The sequence below is a fragment of the Labrenzia sp. 5N genome, assembly GCF_012395805.1.
Taxonomy (GTDB): domain Bacteria; phylum Pseudomonadota; class Alphaproteobacteria; order Rhizobiales; family Stappiaceae; genus Roseibium; species Roseibium algicola.
This window is the reverse complement of sequence record NZ_JAAZTM010000014.1, coordinates 34,629-50,202: the sequence shown is the minus strand read 5'-3', so window position 1 is coordinate 50,202 and position 15,574 is coordinate 34,629. Positions and strand designations below refer to the sequence as shown.

Here is a 15,574-nt window from a genome sequence, read left to right as displayed (position 1 = left end):
TATGGAACCCGTTATCCTCTTCGGCACTTTCACGGTTCTGCTCCTGATTGGCACACCCGTTGCCTTCTGCCTGGGCGCAGCGTCACTGGCCACCGTGCTCTACATGGGCCTGCCGCCCGTCGTCGTCTTCCAGCGTCTGAACTCGGGTGTCTCCGTTTTCGCACTGATGGCGATCCCCTTCTTCATTTTTGCCGGCGAACTGATGGTGCGCGGCGACATTGCCCGAAGGCTGGTGGCGCTCGCCGGGGCCGTGGTCGGGCATATGCGCGGCGGTCTCGGTCAGGTAAACATCACCGCCTCCGTGCTCTTCGGCGGCATCTCCGGCTCCGCCGCGGCGGATGCAACCGCCATCGGCGGCCTGATGATCCCGCAGATGAAGGAAAAGGGCTATTCGGTCGAATACGGTGTCAACGTCACCGTGGTCTCCTCGATCATTGCGCTGATGCTGCCGCCCTCGCACAACATGATCATCTATTCGATCTCGGCTGGCGGGCGTCTTTCCATCGCCGACCTGTTCACAGCGGGCATCCTGCCGGGCCTCTTGCTCGCAGTTTCCCTGATGGTCACAGCCTGGTTCGTTGCCCGCCGTGCCGGTTATCCGACGGAACGCTTTCCCGGCCTGTCGGCTCTTGGTGCGATGTTCATCAACGCCATTCCAGGCCTGCTGTTGATCGGCATCATCTTCGGCGGCGTGCGCTCCGGTGTGTTCACGGCTTCCGAAAGCTCCTGCATCGCGGCCGTCTACGCGCTGCTGGTGACCACGCTTGCCTACCGCACCATGCACTGGCCGGAATTCGTCGCCGCCACGAAAGCCGCGGTGCGCACCACCGCCATGGTTCTGCTGGTCATCGGCTGTGCGGCTTCCTTCGGCTGGCTGCTGGCCTTCCTGCGCATTCCTGCGGAACTTGTGGCATTCATGAAGGGCATTTCCGAGAACCCGCTGATCATCCTGCTGATGATCAACATTGTGCTGCTCTTCCTCGGCACCTTCATGGACATGTCGCCGCTGATCGTCATCACCACGCCGATCTTCCTGCCGGTTGCCACCGCTTTCGGGGTCGACCCGGTCCATTTCGGTGTCATCCTGGTGCTCAACCTCGGGATCGGCCTATGCACGCCGCCGGTCGGCACAGTGCTCTTTGTCGGCTGCGCCGTCGGCCGGATATCGGTCTGGGATGCGATCAGGACGATCTGGCCATTCTACGGTGCCGCCATCTTCACATTGCTTCTGGTGACCTACATCCCGTCTCTGTCGCTGTGGCTGCCATCCCTGTTCCATTGAGGCAAAACCAATGTTCGTGAAAACCTTTCCCGAAGTGACCGCCGATCCGGGCATCCGCCGGCAGGTGCTGTCCGACAGTCCCGACCTGATGGTTGTCGCCTTCCGCTTCCAGCAGGAAGGCGCCGAAGGCAAGCTGCACAATCATCCACACGTACAGTCGACCTATGTCGAAAGCGGCCGTTTCCGCTTCACCATCGACGGCGAGACCTTCGACGTCAGTCCCGGCGACAGCTTCGTCATCCCCTCCAACGCCCTGCACGGGTGTGTGTGCCTGGAACCGGGAACACTGGTCGACACTTTCACGCCGCGCCGCGACGACTTTCTTTGAACACCGCCTGCACCCAAGGACTTTTGCCATGCTGACCGTTGAAACCCGCTACGCCATCGACCCGGACACCGCCAAGACGCTCGACACCACGGGTCTTCGGAAACATTTCCACGCCGCCGGCCTTTTCCAGGAAGGCAAGATCAACCTGATCTACACCCATTACGACCGGTTGATCCTGGGCGGCGCCGTCCCCGGAACTGGCGAACTCGTTCTGGACGAAGTGAAGGAAGCCGGCACCCCGTCCCTTCTCGACCGCCGCGAACTCGGCATTCTCAATATCGGGGAAGCCGGCACAGTGAAGGCGGGTGGGGAGACCTATCAGGTCGGCAAGGGAGATGTGCTCTACATCGGCATGGGCTCCGGACCCGTCACCTTCTCCGGCCCGGGCCGCTTCTACATCCTGTCGGCGCCCGCGCACCGGGCCTGCCCAAGCAGACTGATCACCGTCAAGGATGCGCGCCGGGTGGAACTCGGCTCGGCGGAAACCTCCAACGAGCGCGTCATCCTGCAATTCCTGCATCCGGAAGTCGCCGAAAGCTGCCAGTTGCTTATGGGCTACACCCAGTTTGCGCCCGGCTCGGTCTGGAACACCATGCCGGCCCATGTCCATGACCGGCGCATGGAAGCCTATCTCTATTTCGAGCTTGGCCCGGACCAGCGTGTGTTCCACTTCATGGGCAAGCCGGACGAGACCCGGCACCTGGTGATGGCCAACGAGGACGCCGTGGTCTCTCCGCCCTGGTCTATCCATTGCGGCGCCGGCACGGGGGCCTACACGTTCTGCTGGGCCATGGCCGGCGATAATGTCGACTTCACCGACATGGACATGGTCGCGATGGGAGATCTGCGATGAGCCCGTTTTCCCTGGAAGGCAAACGCGCCCTGGTGACAGGCGCCAACACCGGCATCGGCCAGGCCATTGCCATCGCCATGAGCAAGGCAGGCGCCGAAGTTCTGTGCGCGGCCCGGCGCGACTGCGACGAAACACTGGCCCAGATAACCAGGGGTCGCCATGTGCACCTCGATCTGTCCGACCCGATGGCTGCGATGCCACTGTTCGATGCGGAACAGATCGACATCCTGGTCAACAATGCGGGCATCATCCGCCGCGGCACGGCGGACAGCTTCAGCGAAGCCGACTGGGACGACGTGATGGACGTCAACCTGAAGTCCGTTTTCTTCACCTGCCAGGCTTTCGGCAATGCCGCGTTCAATGCCGGCCGGACCGGGGCAATCGTCAACATTGCCTCGCTGCTGTCCTTCCAGGGCGGTATCAAGGTCGCGTCCTACACCGCGGCCAAACACGGCGTTGCAGGCATCACCAAGCTGCTGGCGAACGAATGGGCGGCGCGGGGCATCAATGTCAACGCCATTGCACCGGGTTACATCGCCACCAACAACACCGAAGCCCTGCGTGACGACCCGGAGCGCAGCCGGCAGATCCTGGAACGCATTCCGGCCGGCCGCTGGGGTGAAGCCAGCGACATTGGAGAAGCCGCGGTCTTTCTCGCTTCACCGGCTGCAAAATACATTCACGGTGCTGTCCTCAATGTGGATGGAGGCTGGCTTGCACGCTGACTTGCCGCGCCTTTCCAGAACAACACCGGCGGCAAAAGCCGGCATCGTTCATCTGGGGCTCGGAGCATTCTTCCGGGCCTTTGGAGCGATCTACATAGAAGAAGCCATGAAGGCTTCTGGCGGCACCGGACAGAACAACTGGGGCATTATCGGCGTCAGCCTGCAAAGCCCGCGCATGCATGACCAGCTGGCTCCGCAGGACTTTGTCTACACAGCGCAGGAACTTGGCCCGGAAGGCGAAACCCTTCGCCAGGTAGAGATCATACGGGATGTGCTGGTCGCACGGGAAAACCCGGAAGCCGTGCTGGCCGCGATGGCGGATCCGGACGTCAGGATTGTCACCCTGACCGTGACGGAAAAGGGGTATTGTCACGATCCGGCAACCGGCAGACTGAATGCCGATCACCCGGACATCACACACGACCTGAAAGCCGCGCTGCCTGTCTCCGCTCCGGGTTACCTCGTGCGGGCGCTCGCAAGGCGGAAGGCCGCAGGCCTGCCGCCCTTCACGGTGCTCACCTGTGACAACCTGCCGGACAATGGCCGCCTGGTCCGCCGGATTGTGCTGGATCTTGCGGAGAAGCTCGATCCGGAACTGGCCGCGTGGATCGAAACCGAAGGCCGTTTCCCGTCAACCATGGTCGACCGGATCGTGCCTGCCACAAAACCAGAGGATATCGACGCCCTGGCCCGCAAGACCGGCCGCTACGATGCAGCCCCTGTGCTGCATGAGCCGTTCCGCCAGTGGGTGGTGGAAGATGATTTCGTCCCGGCTTACGGCGCGGATGCGAGGCCGGACCTCGGTGCCGTAGGTGTCGAGCTTGTTGAGAGCGTCACCGCGTTCGAGCACATGAAGTTGCGTATGCTCAACGGCACGCATTCCTCGCTGGCTTACCTCGGCTATCTCGCGGGGCACGAGACGATCGCCGAAACCGTTGCAGATCCGCTGTTCGCCCGGTTCGTGAAAAACCTGTGGCGCCAGGAAATCATTCCGTCCTTCGAGGCTCCGTCGGGTGTTGATCTGGAAGCCTACGCGGATGCGCTTTTCGAACGCTATGCAAATCCCGGCATCCGGCACCGCACCTGGCAGATCGCCATGGACGGCAGCCAGAAACTGCCTCAGCGCATTCTCGGCACCGTGCGCGACAACCTGACGAACGGTCGAAACTGCCCGGGCCTTTGCCTCGCGATTGCCGCCTGGATGATCTATGTCGGCGGCGCCGATCTTGAAGGCAAGCCGATTGACGTGCGCGATCCGCTGAGCGATCGCCTCAAGTCTCTTGTCGGAGAAAGCGATGGCGACGCCGGCAAGGTGGCAGCGCTTCTGGGGGTCACCGAAGTCTTCGAACCCGGCCTCGCCGCAGCCATCCTGGCGCCCGTCACAGCCGCCTATGCTGCCTTGAAGGCTGACGGTGTCGGCAAATCAATCGGAACCCTGTCATGATCGAAGGTTGGCGCTGGTATGGCGGCTATGACCGCATCTCGCTTTCTGAAATCGCCCAGACCGGTGCTGTCAGCATCGTCACGGCACTGCACGAAATTCCCTACGGCCAGATCTGGCCTCGCGAAACAATCGCGAACACCAGGACCCGGCTCCACGCTGCCGGTTTCGACTGGACCGTGGTGGAAAGCCTGCCGGTTCACGAAGCCATCAAGCGCGGGGAAGGCGATCTTTCGGAACTCTTCGCCAACTACCGGCAATCGATGGCAAACCTGGCCGCTGAAGGCATAAAGGTCATCTGCTACAACTTCATGCCGTTGCTCGACTGGACCCGGACGGACCTGGCCGCGCCCGTGGCACGTGGCGGTACCTGCCTGCGGTTTTCCGCTGCCAGGATGGCGGCCTTCGAAATCTACATGGTCAAGCGACCCAAGGCGGAAGACGATTATTGCGAACAGGTTCTGGTCGAGGCAAAACGCTGGTTTGATGCCGCAAAACAGCCGGACCTCGACTGCTTGACCCAGGCCATCATGGCGGGTCTGCCCGGGGCCTATGATCGTTACGACCCCAACGGCCTGCGTGAGGCTCTGGTGCCCTATCAGGGACTCGACCGGGCGGCTCTCAGACAAAACCACAAGCGCTTCCTGGAGGAAGTGGTCCCGGCTGCCGAAGAGCTTGGCCTGAAACTGGCGGTGCATCCGGATGACCCGCCCCGGGATCTGCTCGGTCTTCCGCGGATTGTCTCGGATGCGGACGACATCGACTGGATCCTGTCGGCAGTGGACAGCCCTTCCAATGGCCTGACGCTGTGCTCGGGCTCTCTTGGCGCCAACCCGAAGAACGATGTCCCTGCAATTGCGGAACGCTTTGCCGGCAAGATCCATTTCGCCCATCTGCGCAATGTCGCGAAAGATCCGGATGGCTCGTTCGAGGAAGCAGCGCATCTTGGCGGCGACACCGACATGCCTGCATTGCTCGGCGTTCTTCTTGGCGAAGAAGCAAGACGGCGACACGCGGGCCGGAAAGATGACGAAATCGTCTTCCGGCCAGATCATGGCCACGAGCTGATGAGCGATGCCGACCGCGGTGCGCACCCGGGCTACCCCCTGATCGGGCGAATGCGCGGACTGGCGGAACTGCGCGGCGTGATCGCAGGTTTGACGGCTCGCCGCGCTGTCCAGGCCTAGCCGTTACACAGGACGTGCCCGCGGACTTCGTCTTCGGGCACGCCCAGCGCCTTCAGAAGAGACGGATCGATAACGGTTTCGGAGCGGTTCAGCAGATCCTTGTTGGCCCGCCCGATTGCCTTGCGCGTGTTCGGCCCGAGCGACCCGTCCGGAGTGCCCACGTCAATGCCGCTGTTGTTGAGACCGGCCTGCACCAGCCGCACAAGACCGGCATCATATTCATCGACCTGACCGCAGAACTCCCGGGGCACCTCGGCAAAGGCGAGGCTTGCCGGGATGCGTTTGAAGGATGTCTCGAACGTTCCCATGTTTTCGGCGAACAGCTCGACAAAATAGAGCAGCGCAACCCGGTGATTGTACTCCTTCAGCGCCAGACCAACCTCGGTATTGTCGATCCCTGCGGCAATGTTCATCAAGGCCGACGCATCCCGGTCTCGAAACCCCGAAAGCTTGCCGTTGGCTTCCAGTTCGAACAGCGCCACTTGCCCGAAGTCACCGAGCAGACATTTCGAACTGCCATCGCAGACGTAGGACCGCCAGCTGTCGCCATTCGGGCTCTTCACGCCCAGACAGACAAAATTCTGCCCGGTGACATAGGTCAGGAAAGTGCGTTCGTTCGATTGCAGATTGGCCAGCAGGTCCGGCGACACGGTGTTGAAGCGCCCTTGATACAGGCTGGAACAATAGGACAGCATCTGGCTGCGGCTGAGATTTGACAGATCCTGCGGACGTCCAACGACGAAGATCCCTTCGGCCGCCATTTCCGCCAGGGACAAGTGATACATTGACCCGGGTTTCGTGCCGTACATGTTGCGCATGAAGCCGATGCCGATACCTGTGCTGAGGAAATAGTCCGTAACCTCGTTGACGCCCCGATTGATCAGCTGAACGACCTGCCCGACCTGCTCCGCGCTGTAGTTGCCCTCAGGAAGCTGGATATAAGGCTGATGAATGCCGAGACGGGCGGTTTCATGAGTAAAACGGCGAGGAAAGAAGAACCCCTCGTATCGCGTGTAGCCCGCCAGAAAGACCAGGGAACAGGCGGACTCGCAGACGGCATTTTCCGGCAGCAGCGTGATGAAGTTCTGCTCCGCGATGTATTTGCCGATTTCCAGCGCCTCGCGCAGGTTGCCGCCCGGGCTGTTGAGGGAAATCACGTTGTTATAGGGGCAGTAGCCGGGTCTCAGGCAGTCCGAAAAGCCGGTGCGTTCCACAAGAGCCTTCAGGTGATCGAGGTCCCCCTTCTGGATCTGTCCCTCGATGGAAATGACCTTGCCCGTCTTTAGCCCACCCCAGGCCGGCACGATATGCAGTGTCTCATAGGTATGTGCGCCATCGCCCGCGATGCCGTTTTCGAAATAAGGCAATGATCCGTCCTTGACGGCGCTCTTCGATGTGAAGCCGTCTTCAACGCCCTTGGCGTGACCGACGGCTTCTGCGCTCACCGTCCCAAGGTCCAGAAGCTGGTAACCGGCAGCTGCTGCAGGATTGCTGTCGAGAAGACGCATTTCCGCAGCATGGGCCGCCGAAAAGGCAGGAAAACATACAACCACCGACGCAAGCGTCTGTATTACGCTTCGGGCAAAGCCTTTTCCCGCCACCGCCGCTACAGCGTTTCGCAACATGATCAGCCCCTCATTCAATCCAGTTGTCTGCAATTTGATTTTGTAAGGCCGCAAATGTGGCAGGGATGATGGGACAGCGTCAAATACCCAACTGACGCAGTGGCCACTTTCATTTTTTGCCAACCGTATGGTAGAAGCGGATCAATCCGAGAAACGACCACGTAACGGTTCGGGATATTGCCATGAAGCCTTTTGCATTTCTTTTGATTTTTATTTCCCTGGCTCTGCCTGCCGCGGCGCAAAGCACTATCACGCTTGAGGATTTCGATCTTGGCGGCGACACCAAACCCGCAACTTCCGCCTCGCGTGACGCCAGTGCCCCGGCGGAGACCGACATGGAAAAATGCCTGCTTGATCAGGCCGCCTGCAGCAACTCGGAATTCAAGTCAAACACCGCCCTCTCGATGGACGATGTAGTGAATCTCAAGCTTGTCGATCGAGAAGGTGCTGCCTCCACCCCGCCACCAGTCGGCGGCTCTTCGGAAACCGCGTCATCGGCACCACTGCCGACGATCGACATGGAAATCCTGTTCGACTACAACTCGGCGTCGCTGCGTCCGGACCAGGCCGCGAAGATTACCGAACTCTCGCGCATTCTGAGCCAGGACAAGTTCAAGAACTATCGCTTCCTGCTGCTTGGCCACACGGATGCAAAGGGCAGCGCACAGTACAATCTTGCCCTCTCGCAACAGCGCGCCCAGACGGTCGCAGGTTTCGTTGCAGCCTGGGGCGGGCTTTCAGAGCAGCGTGTTCTGGCAAGCGGAATGGGCGCCTCCAGACTGAAGGACCAGAGCGATCCCTACGGCGAACAGAACCGCCGCGTCCAGCTGGTCCTGCTGCCGGTCAACTGATCCTCACAAGAGGACCTGCCTACACAGTCGCCTCCCCGACGTCCTCCCGGCCAATCGAAGCGCGGGCTGGACTCGGGGATGCACAGGCCTTTCGGTCTCAGAGCGCGGGCGCATCTTCGTTGAAAGCGACCCGCCTCTTCTCCTGCGTCAGTTGATCTTGAACTCGGCAAAATGATAGGCAACCCGTTCCGCGTCGGACCCGATGGTCCCGGACATCTCGTTTTGCGCGAGCTGTCCGTTGATCCGCCTGAGCACTTCCTTCTTCTGCTGATCGGAAAGAGCGGGTCCCATTGAGCAGAAGAAGCCGATACGGTTCGCCCCCTTCTCGTCCGCTTCTTCCACGACAAGGCCATAGCGCGAGCCGGGCGAGATTTCGTACCGGATCTTGCCGCCGCCGAGTTCAACCGTCTTGAAGTACGAAGTCGGGATCGGCGTCACCCGGTTTGACGGCGTTATATTAAAGAAATCCGGTGCGCACTGCTGCGGCACATCCGCCAGAACCGAGACTTCCTCGCCGGCACTGACCGAACCGGGATAGACCGCCAGCAAGGTCTGCTGATCATCTGTCTCCGGAGCGGCTGCGTTGGTGCGCTTGAAATAGAATTCCGTCTGCATCTGAGACAGCTGCTGCGGCCGCTGCTCGCCGTCGGTCTCGGCCATCACGTCACGCGTCACCCGCTTCATCAAGACGGAGACTTCAGCATCCGGTGTGGAAACGTGGCGGGCCAGAGCCTTGGCGAAAGGCGAATTCTGTCCGGCACCATCCTTTGCAACGGAATTCGGCAGGGTGGCGAAAGTAACCAGCATGTCGCCAACGGTGCGGATAGGAGCAAGCCCGCGGGTGATCCCGGCGGACCGCCCGTCGGAGGAGGACTGCGACAACAGATGTTCGGCAAAGGGGTTGTTGCGGCAGGCGTCAAGGAACAGGAGACTGATCGGCACCTCTTCCATCACCTCCATGAACGAACGCAGGCTGACCGTTTCCCGTTCGATCGAGGTCGCAGATTTCAGTTGCGCATCCACGGGTATCAGAAAATTCTCACCATCCTTCTGAATGCCATGGCCTGCGAAATAGAGCACCGCCACATCCAGGTCCGGAGCACGATCGGCAAGATCGTCCAGGACCTTGCCAAGACCGTCCTCATCAAGGTCGAAATGAACCGAAACTTCGAATCCGACCGCTTCCAGCGACTTGGCGACAAGATCCGCATCCCGTCCCGGGTTTCCGAGCCGGCCGATCTTCTCGTAGGACGAATTACCGATAACAAGCGCAAAGCGGTTTTCCTCTGCCTGCGCCAGACCTGCGGCCATCAGAAAAAGACAGCAGAACCCCGTCAGAAGCCTGACACATCTCGACATTTGACCGCCCGGCACGACTGCAACCTCATCCTTAGAAATCATCAATTTGAAATACCTCATGACGCTCTGACAATTGACTCAAGCGACCCTGCGTGATGTTGTCTTGCGAACAGATTGAAACGCAATAAGGAACGGAGAAGCAACCGGGATTTTACACCGGTGCGTCAGTTGCAACGTCTGCGAGCCTGGAAACAACCGCCCCTCAACCTTTCGCTGCAAACACCCGCCAGACCGACCTATTTTATAATTTATCATGCAAGAGTTGGAGAGACTTTCCAGCATGCCGCTTATCCGAACTGTTTTACCTGCCCGCCTTATGCATCTGGCGGGCCTTGCCGTCTCCGCCGTCATCGCCCTGCCCCTCCTGACCACTGACGCTTCAGCACAACTCGTTTCATGCGAGAGCATTCAGAAGGACTGGCTTGCGATGCCGCTGAGCGCCGGTCACGAAGACCGCGTCAGGATCTACGACCAGGCCTTCAATGACAGCGATTGCGACGGCATGGTGGTGGAAGGCTTCGGCAAGGAAATCATCGATGCCCGGCTCGACGTCATCGCGCCGTTTCAGGATCTTGAAGGCTATACCGGCAACCTTGAAACCCTGAAACAGGACCTGGCCGACCTTCAGGAATTCGGCAGCCACTGGCGTATTTCCTATCTGCTCGGAGAAATTCTGCGCAAGCAGCAGCAAACCCTGCCCGCGTTCCGCGCCTATCAGGAAGCCCTTGGCCTGGTGGATGACACCGAGCTGACCCCTGCAGAACCGGCACATGCCATGATCGCCCGGCTGCGCGACCGCCTGGATGAGCTGGCGGTGGTCGTTGCCCAGATTTCAGAGGAACCGGGAGACATCAAGATCCCGGTCACCCGCAGCGGACAGTCGATCTCGCAATACAGCTTTTCCACGCGCGGCTACAAACGCAAGAAGACCCTGGTTCCGATCCAGTTCGTCTACGATCAGGATGTCATGACCAAAGCCGGCCGGACCAGCTTTGAAGACGTGCAGGAGGCCCTGGAAAAGCAGGGGTCCCCGGACATCCAGGTCGTCGGCCATACCGATCCGGTCGGCTCTGATGCCTACAACATGCAACTGTCCATGAAGCGTGCCGAGGCCGTACGTAGCGCCTTGCTGGCAGCGGGATACTCCGGCTCCATCGAGGTGCTTGGCATGGGTGAAAGCCAGCCGTTCCAGTTCGACGATCCATCCCTCTACACCGAGGACGTGCGCAACCAGGCGCACCGGCGCGTTGAATTCGTCCAGAAATAGGCGGCCCGCATGACCAGATCCATTCTGCCGGCTTCCGCGGCTTTCCTGAAAAAGCGGGTGCCGGGATTTGCCCCTGCCCTCATGCTTGCAGCAGGCCTTGCCGCGCCGCTTCCCGCATTTGCCGGCAATCTCTACGGCCTCGTCATCGGCATTGACGACTATCAGCACATCACCGACCTCAAGGGCGCTGTCAATGACGCGAGAGATGTTGCCGGAACACTGGAAAAGCTGGAGGCCAGCAAGGTCATCCTGCTGACCGATGCCGACGCCACACGGGACAACGTCTTTGCCTCGTGGCGGGAGCTGACGGAACTTGCCGGCCCGGGGGATACGCTGGTGTTTCATTATGCCGGTCACGGTGCCCGGCAGGAAGCGATCCTTCCCGGGCACGAAGAACTCGACAACATGTTCCTGCTGGCGGGCTTCGACGAAACCGGCCCGGGTGTCAACGAGCGCATCATCGACAACGAGGTCGGCCATCTGCTGGCCGAAGAAGAGGAAGCAACCGTCGTCTTCGTCGCCGACAGCTGTTTTGCAGGCGATATGGCCCGGGCAGCCGATTTCCGCGCCGAAGTAAATGTGCGCGTTGCCGATGTTCGGGTCGACAAATCCTCGGACCGGATCGCCGACCGGGTCAGGCAACTTGGCGAAGTTGAGGAAGATGCACTTCAAAATGTCATCTGGCTTTATGCCCAGGACCGCAACAAGGTCACCCAGGAAGTGCGGATCGGCGAAGAGCTGCGCGGTGCGCTCTCCTATGCCTTTTCCCGCGCTCTTGAGGGTGAAGCGGACGGTGACAGCAACAGCGTTTTGAACACGGCCGAGCTGAAGCGTTACGTCAACAGCTCGGTCAAGCGCCATACCGAACGGCGGCAACGGCCGGAGGTCAATGCCGGATCCAGAGACCTGGAAATCCTGCTGCATGATGCTGCCGGTACGCCTGCCCCGAGCGCCGGACTACCGGAACTGACGCTCTACACCACCCCCGGCGAGACAATTCCCGCCCTGTCAGGCATCCGCAAGGTCGACAGCAAGGCAGAGGCCGATCTGATTTACGACGGTGACGGCTCTTCACTGGTCTACAAGACCGGCGACGTGATCGCCTCGTTTCCCGCGCCACCTTCCGCCGAGGCCCTGCAGGCAACCGTCGACAAATGGCGTTTCCTTGCCTTCCTGATCGGCTTTGCCGAAACTGAAGGTCCGGAACTGGATCTCTCCGACGGCAGCCGGACCTATGTCGAAGGTGAGCAGGTGACATTCTCGATCCGCTCGTCCGGCAACGAAAATGTGGTCCTGTTCAACCTCGCTTCAAACGGGGCAGTTCAACTGGTCGGCCCCGTTCGCAGAGGCAAGCGCGGTCTGGCTGCAGGCAAGCTCCGGCCTGGCCGTACTGACAGCTTCCGATCCGCGGTGATCCCGCCTTTCGGCGCCGACCATCTCATCGCCATCACCACACCGTCCCCCATGCCCGATCTCGTGGATGCGGTTCAGGACGCTCAACAAAACAATGATCTCGCCGCCCTGGCGAAGGAAATCGGCCACACGCTCGACGGCCAGTCCTTCGGCCTGGACTGGGTCGGGCTTTATACGCGCGCAAAGGGAGACCTTCAGTGAAAACCGGATACCTCAAGGCCTTCGCGGCAACCATGTGCCTGTGCCTGTCCGCCGGCACGGTTCATGCCGCGCAAAAGGCATTGCTGATCGGCGCCGGCGTCTACCCCTATCTGGAACCGGACGCGCAGCTTTCAGGCCCTGCGAACGACGTGCGCCAGATGGCGGATTTCCTCAAGGGCGACTGGGGCTTTGCATCCTCCGATGTCCGCATCCTGGTGGAAGAAGGCGCAGCCAAGAACAACATTCTGGGCTCCATCACCGGTTGGCTCGCCAGTGAAACGCGGCCGGGTGACCGCGTCATCATTTATTATTCCGGTCACGGCTCCCAGGTTCCCGATCGCAATGGCGACGAAGAGGACGGCCTCGATGAAACCTTCGTCCCGACCGATTACGGCCGCAGGGGTGCAAGGGCCGAGGATATGCTCACCGACGACGAGATCGCTTCGGCGCTGTCCACGCTGAAGGGCCGCGAAGTGATCCTGATCGCCGATTCCTGTCATTCAGGTACGGTCAACCGCGATGTCGTGCCGGATCTTGTTTCCAAGGGTCTTGATGCGAAAGCGCGTTACCTGCCGTTCTCGGGCGTTTCCAGGTCCCTGCCGGTGGTGCGTGACGAAGAGCCTCTGGCACGCGAAACCAACGTGCATCTGACCCTGTCCGCTGCCTTGCCTCACCAGCTCGCCTGGGAAACCAACGGCTCGGGCATCTTTACCCTGAACCTGATCCGGGGCCTGCGCACGCGCGAGGCCGACCTCAACGGCAATGGCCGTGTCACCACCGCGGAACTTCTGAACTATCTGCGTCCGCGGACCGAGCAATGGTGCCAGCGCGTGGAGGATTGCCGTGATCTTCAGTTCACGCCGAACATGTCACCGCGCAACGAAGCCTTCATTCTGCAACCGGCATCGGCCGAAGGCCCTGTCCAGACGGTAACCGGAAATACCGCCGACGATGTTTCCGACGTGCTTCCGGAGCAATCCTCGCAGGAAATCAAGGTCTCCATCCTGCCCGGCTCCGTACACCAGATCGGTGACGAGGTGCAATTCCAGCTCACCAGCGGGGTCGATGGCTACCTGACCCTTTTCGACCTGACCGTCGAAGACGATCTGGTGCTGCTGTTCCCGACCGATGAGGATCGCTCCGCCGGCAAGACCGGTCGCATCCGTGCCAACTCCGCGCTCACGGTTCCCGACCCGTCCTACGGCTTCAGCTTCGAGGCAGAGGCACCGGCGGGCAAGGGCAAGCTGCTGGCGATCGTGACCGAGGATCCGGTTGATCTGGAAAACCTTCTTGCTGCCAACGGCGAATTCGAGCCGATCGGTGACAAGATCGATTTCATGAAGGAACTTTCCGGCCGCCTCAACAAGGTCTGGACCGCGGACAACGCCAATCGTAGCGCCCGTTGGGCGGCCGGTTATCAGGATTATGAAATCCGGCAGTAATCCCTTGCAGGCTGGCTCAAGCAGGCCTCCAAGTTCACTTTCACGCGTCGCAAACGGGCACTTTCCCGGACCTCGTTTGGCAAAAATCATCGAGGCGGCCGGCGCCCGCTTCACTCAGCAGTCGACGGTACCCATGTTGCTCAAATCCATCGTTTTCTGTCTTTCGCTGGTTTTCTCGGTTTCGCAGCTTTCTGCCGCCGAGATTACACAGCGGCCCGATCTCGCACCGCGATTGGCACAATTGAAGCCGTTGTATCCGGGCAAAGGGTCTGCCGGCAGCGTGGTCAATGAACTGCAGGGAACGATATTCCTGATTTCCGGCGTCATCGAAAAAGGAGATCTGGAAAAGCTGAAGGCTGCTCTCGACGGCACCTGGGGCAAATTTATCGTCTTCGACAGCCCCGGCGGCAGCTTTCTGGAAGGCATCCGCATCGGCCAGTATCTGCAATACAACGTTGGCTCGCAGGACCCGGATCTCAACGGTGTCTTCGTTCTCAACGGTAACGAGTGCCTGTCCGCCTGCGCACTCGCCTTCACCCTGGCAGCGACCCCGCGCAACGCTGTTTATGGCGGCGATATCCGCTTTCTGGAAGCTGGCGCGGCACTCGGGTACCACATGGCGTTCCTGCCGGAGGAGAAGGCCAACCAGCTTGTTGCGGTCAAGGAAGCCATGAACCTGGCCTATGAAGTGACGCAGACCTACGTCAAGCTGATCAAGGGCGGCATTGCCCCGTCCATTCTGCTGCAAGAGGCCCTGTCCCACCGTACTGCCGACAGCTTCTTTTATCTGGCTGGTGGCATTCGGTCCTACGCGATGGGCCTGACGCCGGTTTCAGCCGGCACTATTGCCGACCCGATCAACAAGAGCGCCCTTTACATGGACACGGTTGGCGCCATGTGCACGCAGCTTTTCCAGGCAGACAATTCAATCAGGAAATCTGAAGTCGAATATGAATTCGGCGCAATTGACGGGTCTGGTCCGAACCCGCAGGAAACCAAGCTGGAAGATCTGATCCAGCAGCTGGGGTCACGCCGTATCGCCGCCAGCCACAATGGCGTTGCTTATTGCACCGTAGAACTTTCCGAAGACGGCACCGTCGGCATGCGCATCACCTCCGGTTCGCTACCCTGTGCGAAGGGCGGGTATGACGCCCCCACATGGTGCGCAATGCCGGGACCTTTCGACGATACCCTGCCGAAAGTGACCAATGCGCTGCTTGCCGACGCAGCCAGTTGCCACGGCGGCACGCTGACGACCGAATACGCCTACTGGACGAGCGATGTCATCGACTACGACATCGGCGAGGAAACACCGACCGTTCTGACGGACTGGAATTCGTGGGAGCGCACCATCGCGCGGGACGTCAACGTTCGCCAGAACCCTTCTCTCGACGCGGAAGCCGTTGGCCGGGTGCAGATCGGCGACAAGGTCAAGATTTCCGATTGCCGTATCGTCTCGGGGCCGCAAGGTGTCTGGTATCAACTGTCCACCGGCGGCTGGATAAGTGCCCGCTTCGTTTCCGAATTCGACCAGTTCACCCGTCCGGCAACAGAAGAAACCATGATAGGCCGATAAGGGCCTTGAACCCGTCAGCTCCCG

13 protein-coding genes are annotated in these 15,574 nt (G+C 60.4%); 11 read left to right on the top strand and 2 right to left on the bottom strand.

The features are described 5' to 3' along the window. The first annotated feature begins 1 nt into the window (after position 1). Genes HEP89_RS13865 through uxuA form a run of 6 tightly spaced genes read left to right on the top strand, consistent with a single transcriptional unit; the run spans position 2 to position 5,816 of the window. Positions 2-1,282: a TRAP transporter large permease gene (locus HEP89_RS13865; protein ID WP_055656087.1), complete on the top strand. Its 1,281-nt coding sequence runs from the start codon at positions 2-4 to the stop codon at positions 1,280-1,282. 10 nt (positions 1,283-1,292) lie between these two features. After that, the gene (locus HEP89_RS13860; protein ID WP_062487450.1) at positions 1,293-1,610 is read left to right on the top strand and encodes a cupin domain-containing protein; all 318 of its coding nucleotides are present in this window, start codon (positions 1,293-1,295) and stop codon (positions 1,608-1,610) included. A 28-nt stretch (positions 1,611-1,638) separates the two neighbouring features. Continuing rightward, a complete protein-coding gene (gene kduI, locus HEP89_RS13855) occupies positions 1,639-2,463 on the top strand; it encodes a 5-dehydro-4-deoxy-D-glucuronate isomerase (protein ID WP_168692287.1) in 825 nt (274 codons plus the stop codon). Continuing rightward, positions 2,460-3,188, top strand: coding sequence for a 2-dehydro-3-deoxy-D-gluconate 5-dehydrogenase KduD (gene kduD, locus HEP89_RS13850; protein WP_168692286.1), 729 nt, complete (start codon positions 2,460-2,462; stop codon positions 3,186-3,188). Before kduI ends, kduD begins: the two co-directional genes overlap by 4 nt. Further along, positions 3,178-4,632, top strand: a complete 1,455-nt coding sequence (locus tag HEP89_RS13845) for a mannitol dehydrogenase family protein (RefSeq protein ID WP_286201049.1) — start codon at positions 3,178-3,180, stop codon at positions 4,630-4,632. Before kduD ends, HEP89_RS13845 begins: the two co-directional genes overlap by 11 nt. Next, positions 4,629-5,816 (top strand): mannonate dehydratase, encoded by a 1,188-nt coding sequence (gene uxuA / locus HEP89_RS13840; RefSeq protein ID WP_168692285.1) that lies wholly within the window; start codon positions 4,629-4,631, stop codon positions 5,814-5,816. The genes HEP89_RS13845 and uxuA overlap by 4 nt, the downstream gene beginning before the upstream one ends. Here the strand turns inward: uxuA and HEP89_RS13835 are convergent. Further along, on the bottom strand, positions 5,813-7,441 hold the full coding sequence (locus tag HEP89_RS13835; RefSeq protein WP_168692284.1) for a hypothetical protein: 1,629 nt from the start codon (positions 7,439-7,441) through the stop codon (positions 5,813-5,815). The genes uxuA and HEP89_RS13835 overlap by 4 nt on opposite strands. A gap of 182 nt (positions 7,442-7,623) precedes the next feature. Here HEP89_RS13835 and HEP89_RS13830 point away from each other — a divergent pair, with 182 nt between their 5' ends. Then, positions 7,624-8,292: an OmpA family protein gene (locus HEP89_RS13830; protein ID WP_055656098.1), complete on the top strand. Its 669-nt coding sequence runs from the start codon at positions 7,624-7,626 to the stop codon at positions 8,290-8,292. A gap of 147 nt (positions 8,293-8,439) precedes the next feature. Here the strand turns inward: HEP89_RS13830 and HEP89_RS13825 are convergent, their stop codons facing one another. Next, positions 8,440-9,651 (bottom strand): caspase family protein, encoded by a 1,212-nt coding sequence (locus tag HEP89_RS13825; RefSeq protein WP_168692283.1) that lies wholly within the window; start codon positions 9,649-9,651, stop codon positions 8,440-8,442. Between the two features lie 280 nt (positions 9,652-9,931). Between HEP89_RS13825 and HEP89_RS13820 the strand changes: the two genes are divergently transcribed. The 4 genes from HEP89_RS13820 (at position 9,932) to HEP89_RS13805 (ending at position 15,550) form a co-directional block, all read left to right on the top strand. Then, on the top strand, positions 9,932-10,918 hold the full coding sequence (locus tag HEP89_RS13820; protein WP_168692282.1) for an OmpA family protein: 987 nt from the start codon (positions 9,932-9,934) through the stop codon (positions 10,916-10,918). A 9-nt stretch (positions 10,919-10,927) separates the two neighbouring features. Next, the gene (locus HEP89_RS13815; protein WP_168692281.1) at positions 10,928-12,532 is read left to right on the top strand and encodes a caspase family protein; all 1,605 of its coding nucleotides are present in this window, start codon (positions 10,928-10,930) and stop codon (positions 12,530-12,532) included. Continuing rightward, complete coding sequence (locus HEP89_RS13810; RefSeq protein ID WP_062487445.1) at positions 12,529-13,974, top strand: caspase family protein; 1,446 nt, start codon at positions 12,529-12,531, stop codon at positions 13,972-13,974. Before HEP89_RS13815 ends, HEP89_RS13810 begins: the two co-directional genes overlap by 4 nt. 76 nt (positions 13,975-14,050) lie before the next feature. After that, complete coding sequence (locus HEP89_RS13805; RefSeq protein ID WP_168692280.1) at positions 14,051-15,550, top strand: SH3 domain-containing protein; 1,500 nt, start codon at positions 14,051-14,053, stop codon at positions 15,548-15,550. The last annotated feature ends 24 nt before the right edge of the window (positions 15,551-15,574 follow it).

Bases quoted from the DNA above. Each gene is read 5' to 3' on its own strand.
- HEP89_RS13865 (WP_055656087.1), top strand. From the start codon at position 2: ATGGAACCCGTTATCCTCTTCGGCACTTTCACGGTTCTGCTCCTGATT.
- HEP89_RS13860 (WP_062487450.1), top strand. From the start codon at position 1,293: ATGTTCGTGAAAACCTTTCCCGAAGTGACCGCCGATCCGGGCATCCGC.
- kduI (WP_168692287.1), top strand. From the start codon at position 1,639: ATGCTGACCGTTGAAACCCGCTACGCCATCGACCCGGACACCGCCAAG.
- kduD (WP_168692286.1), top strand. From the start codon at position 2,460: ATGAGCCCGTTTTCCCTGGAAGGCAAACGCGCCCTGGTGACAGGCGCC.
- uxuA (WP_168692285.1), top strand. From the start codon at position 4,629: ATGATCGAAGGTTGGCGCTGGTATGGCGGCTATGACCGCATCTCGCTT.
- HEP89_RS13835 (WP_168692284.1), bottom strand. From the start codon at position 7,441: ATGTTGCGAAACGCTGTAGCGGCGGTGGCGGGAAAAGGCTTTGCCCGA.
- HEP89_RS13830 (WP_055656098.1), top strand. From the start codon at position 7,624: ATGAAGCCTTTTGCATTTCTTTTGATTTTTATTTCCCTGGCTCTGCCT.
- HEP89_RS13825 (WP_168692283.1), bottom strand. From the start codon at position 9,651: ATGTCGAGATGTGTCAGGCTTCTGACGGGGTTCTGCTGTCTTTTTCTG.
- HEP89_RS13820 (WP_168692282.1), top strand. From the start codon at position 9,932: ATGCCGCTTATCCGAACTGTTTTACCTGCCCGCCTTATGCATCTGGCG.
- HEP89_RS13815 (WP_168692281.1), top strand. From the start codon at position 10,928: ATGACCAGATCCATTCTGCCGGCTTCCGCGGCTTTCCTGAAAAAGCGG.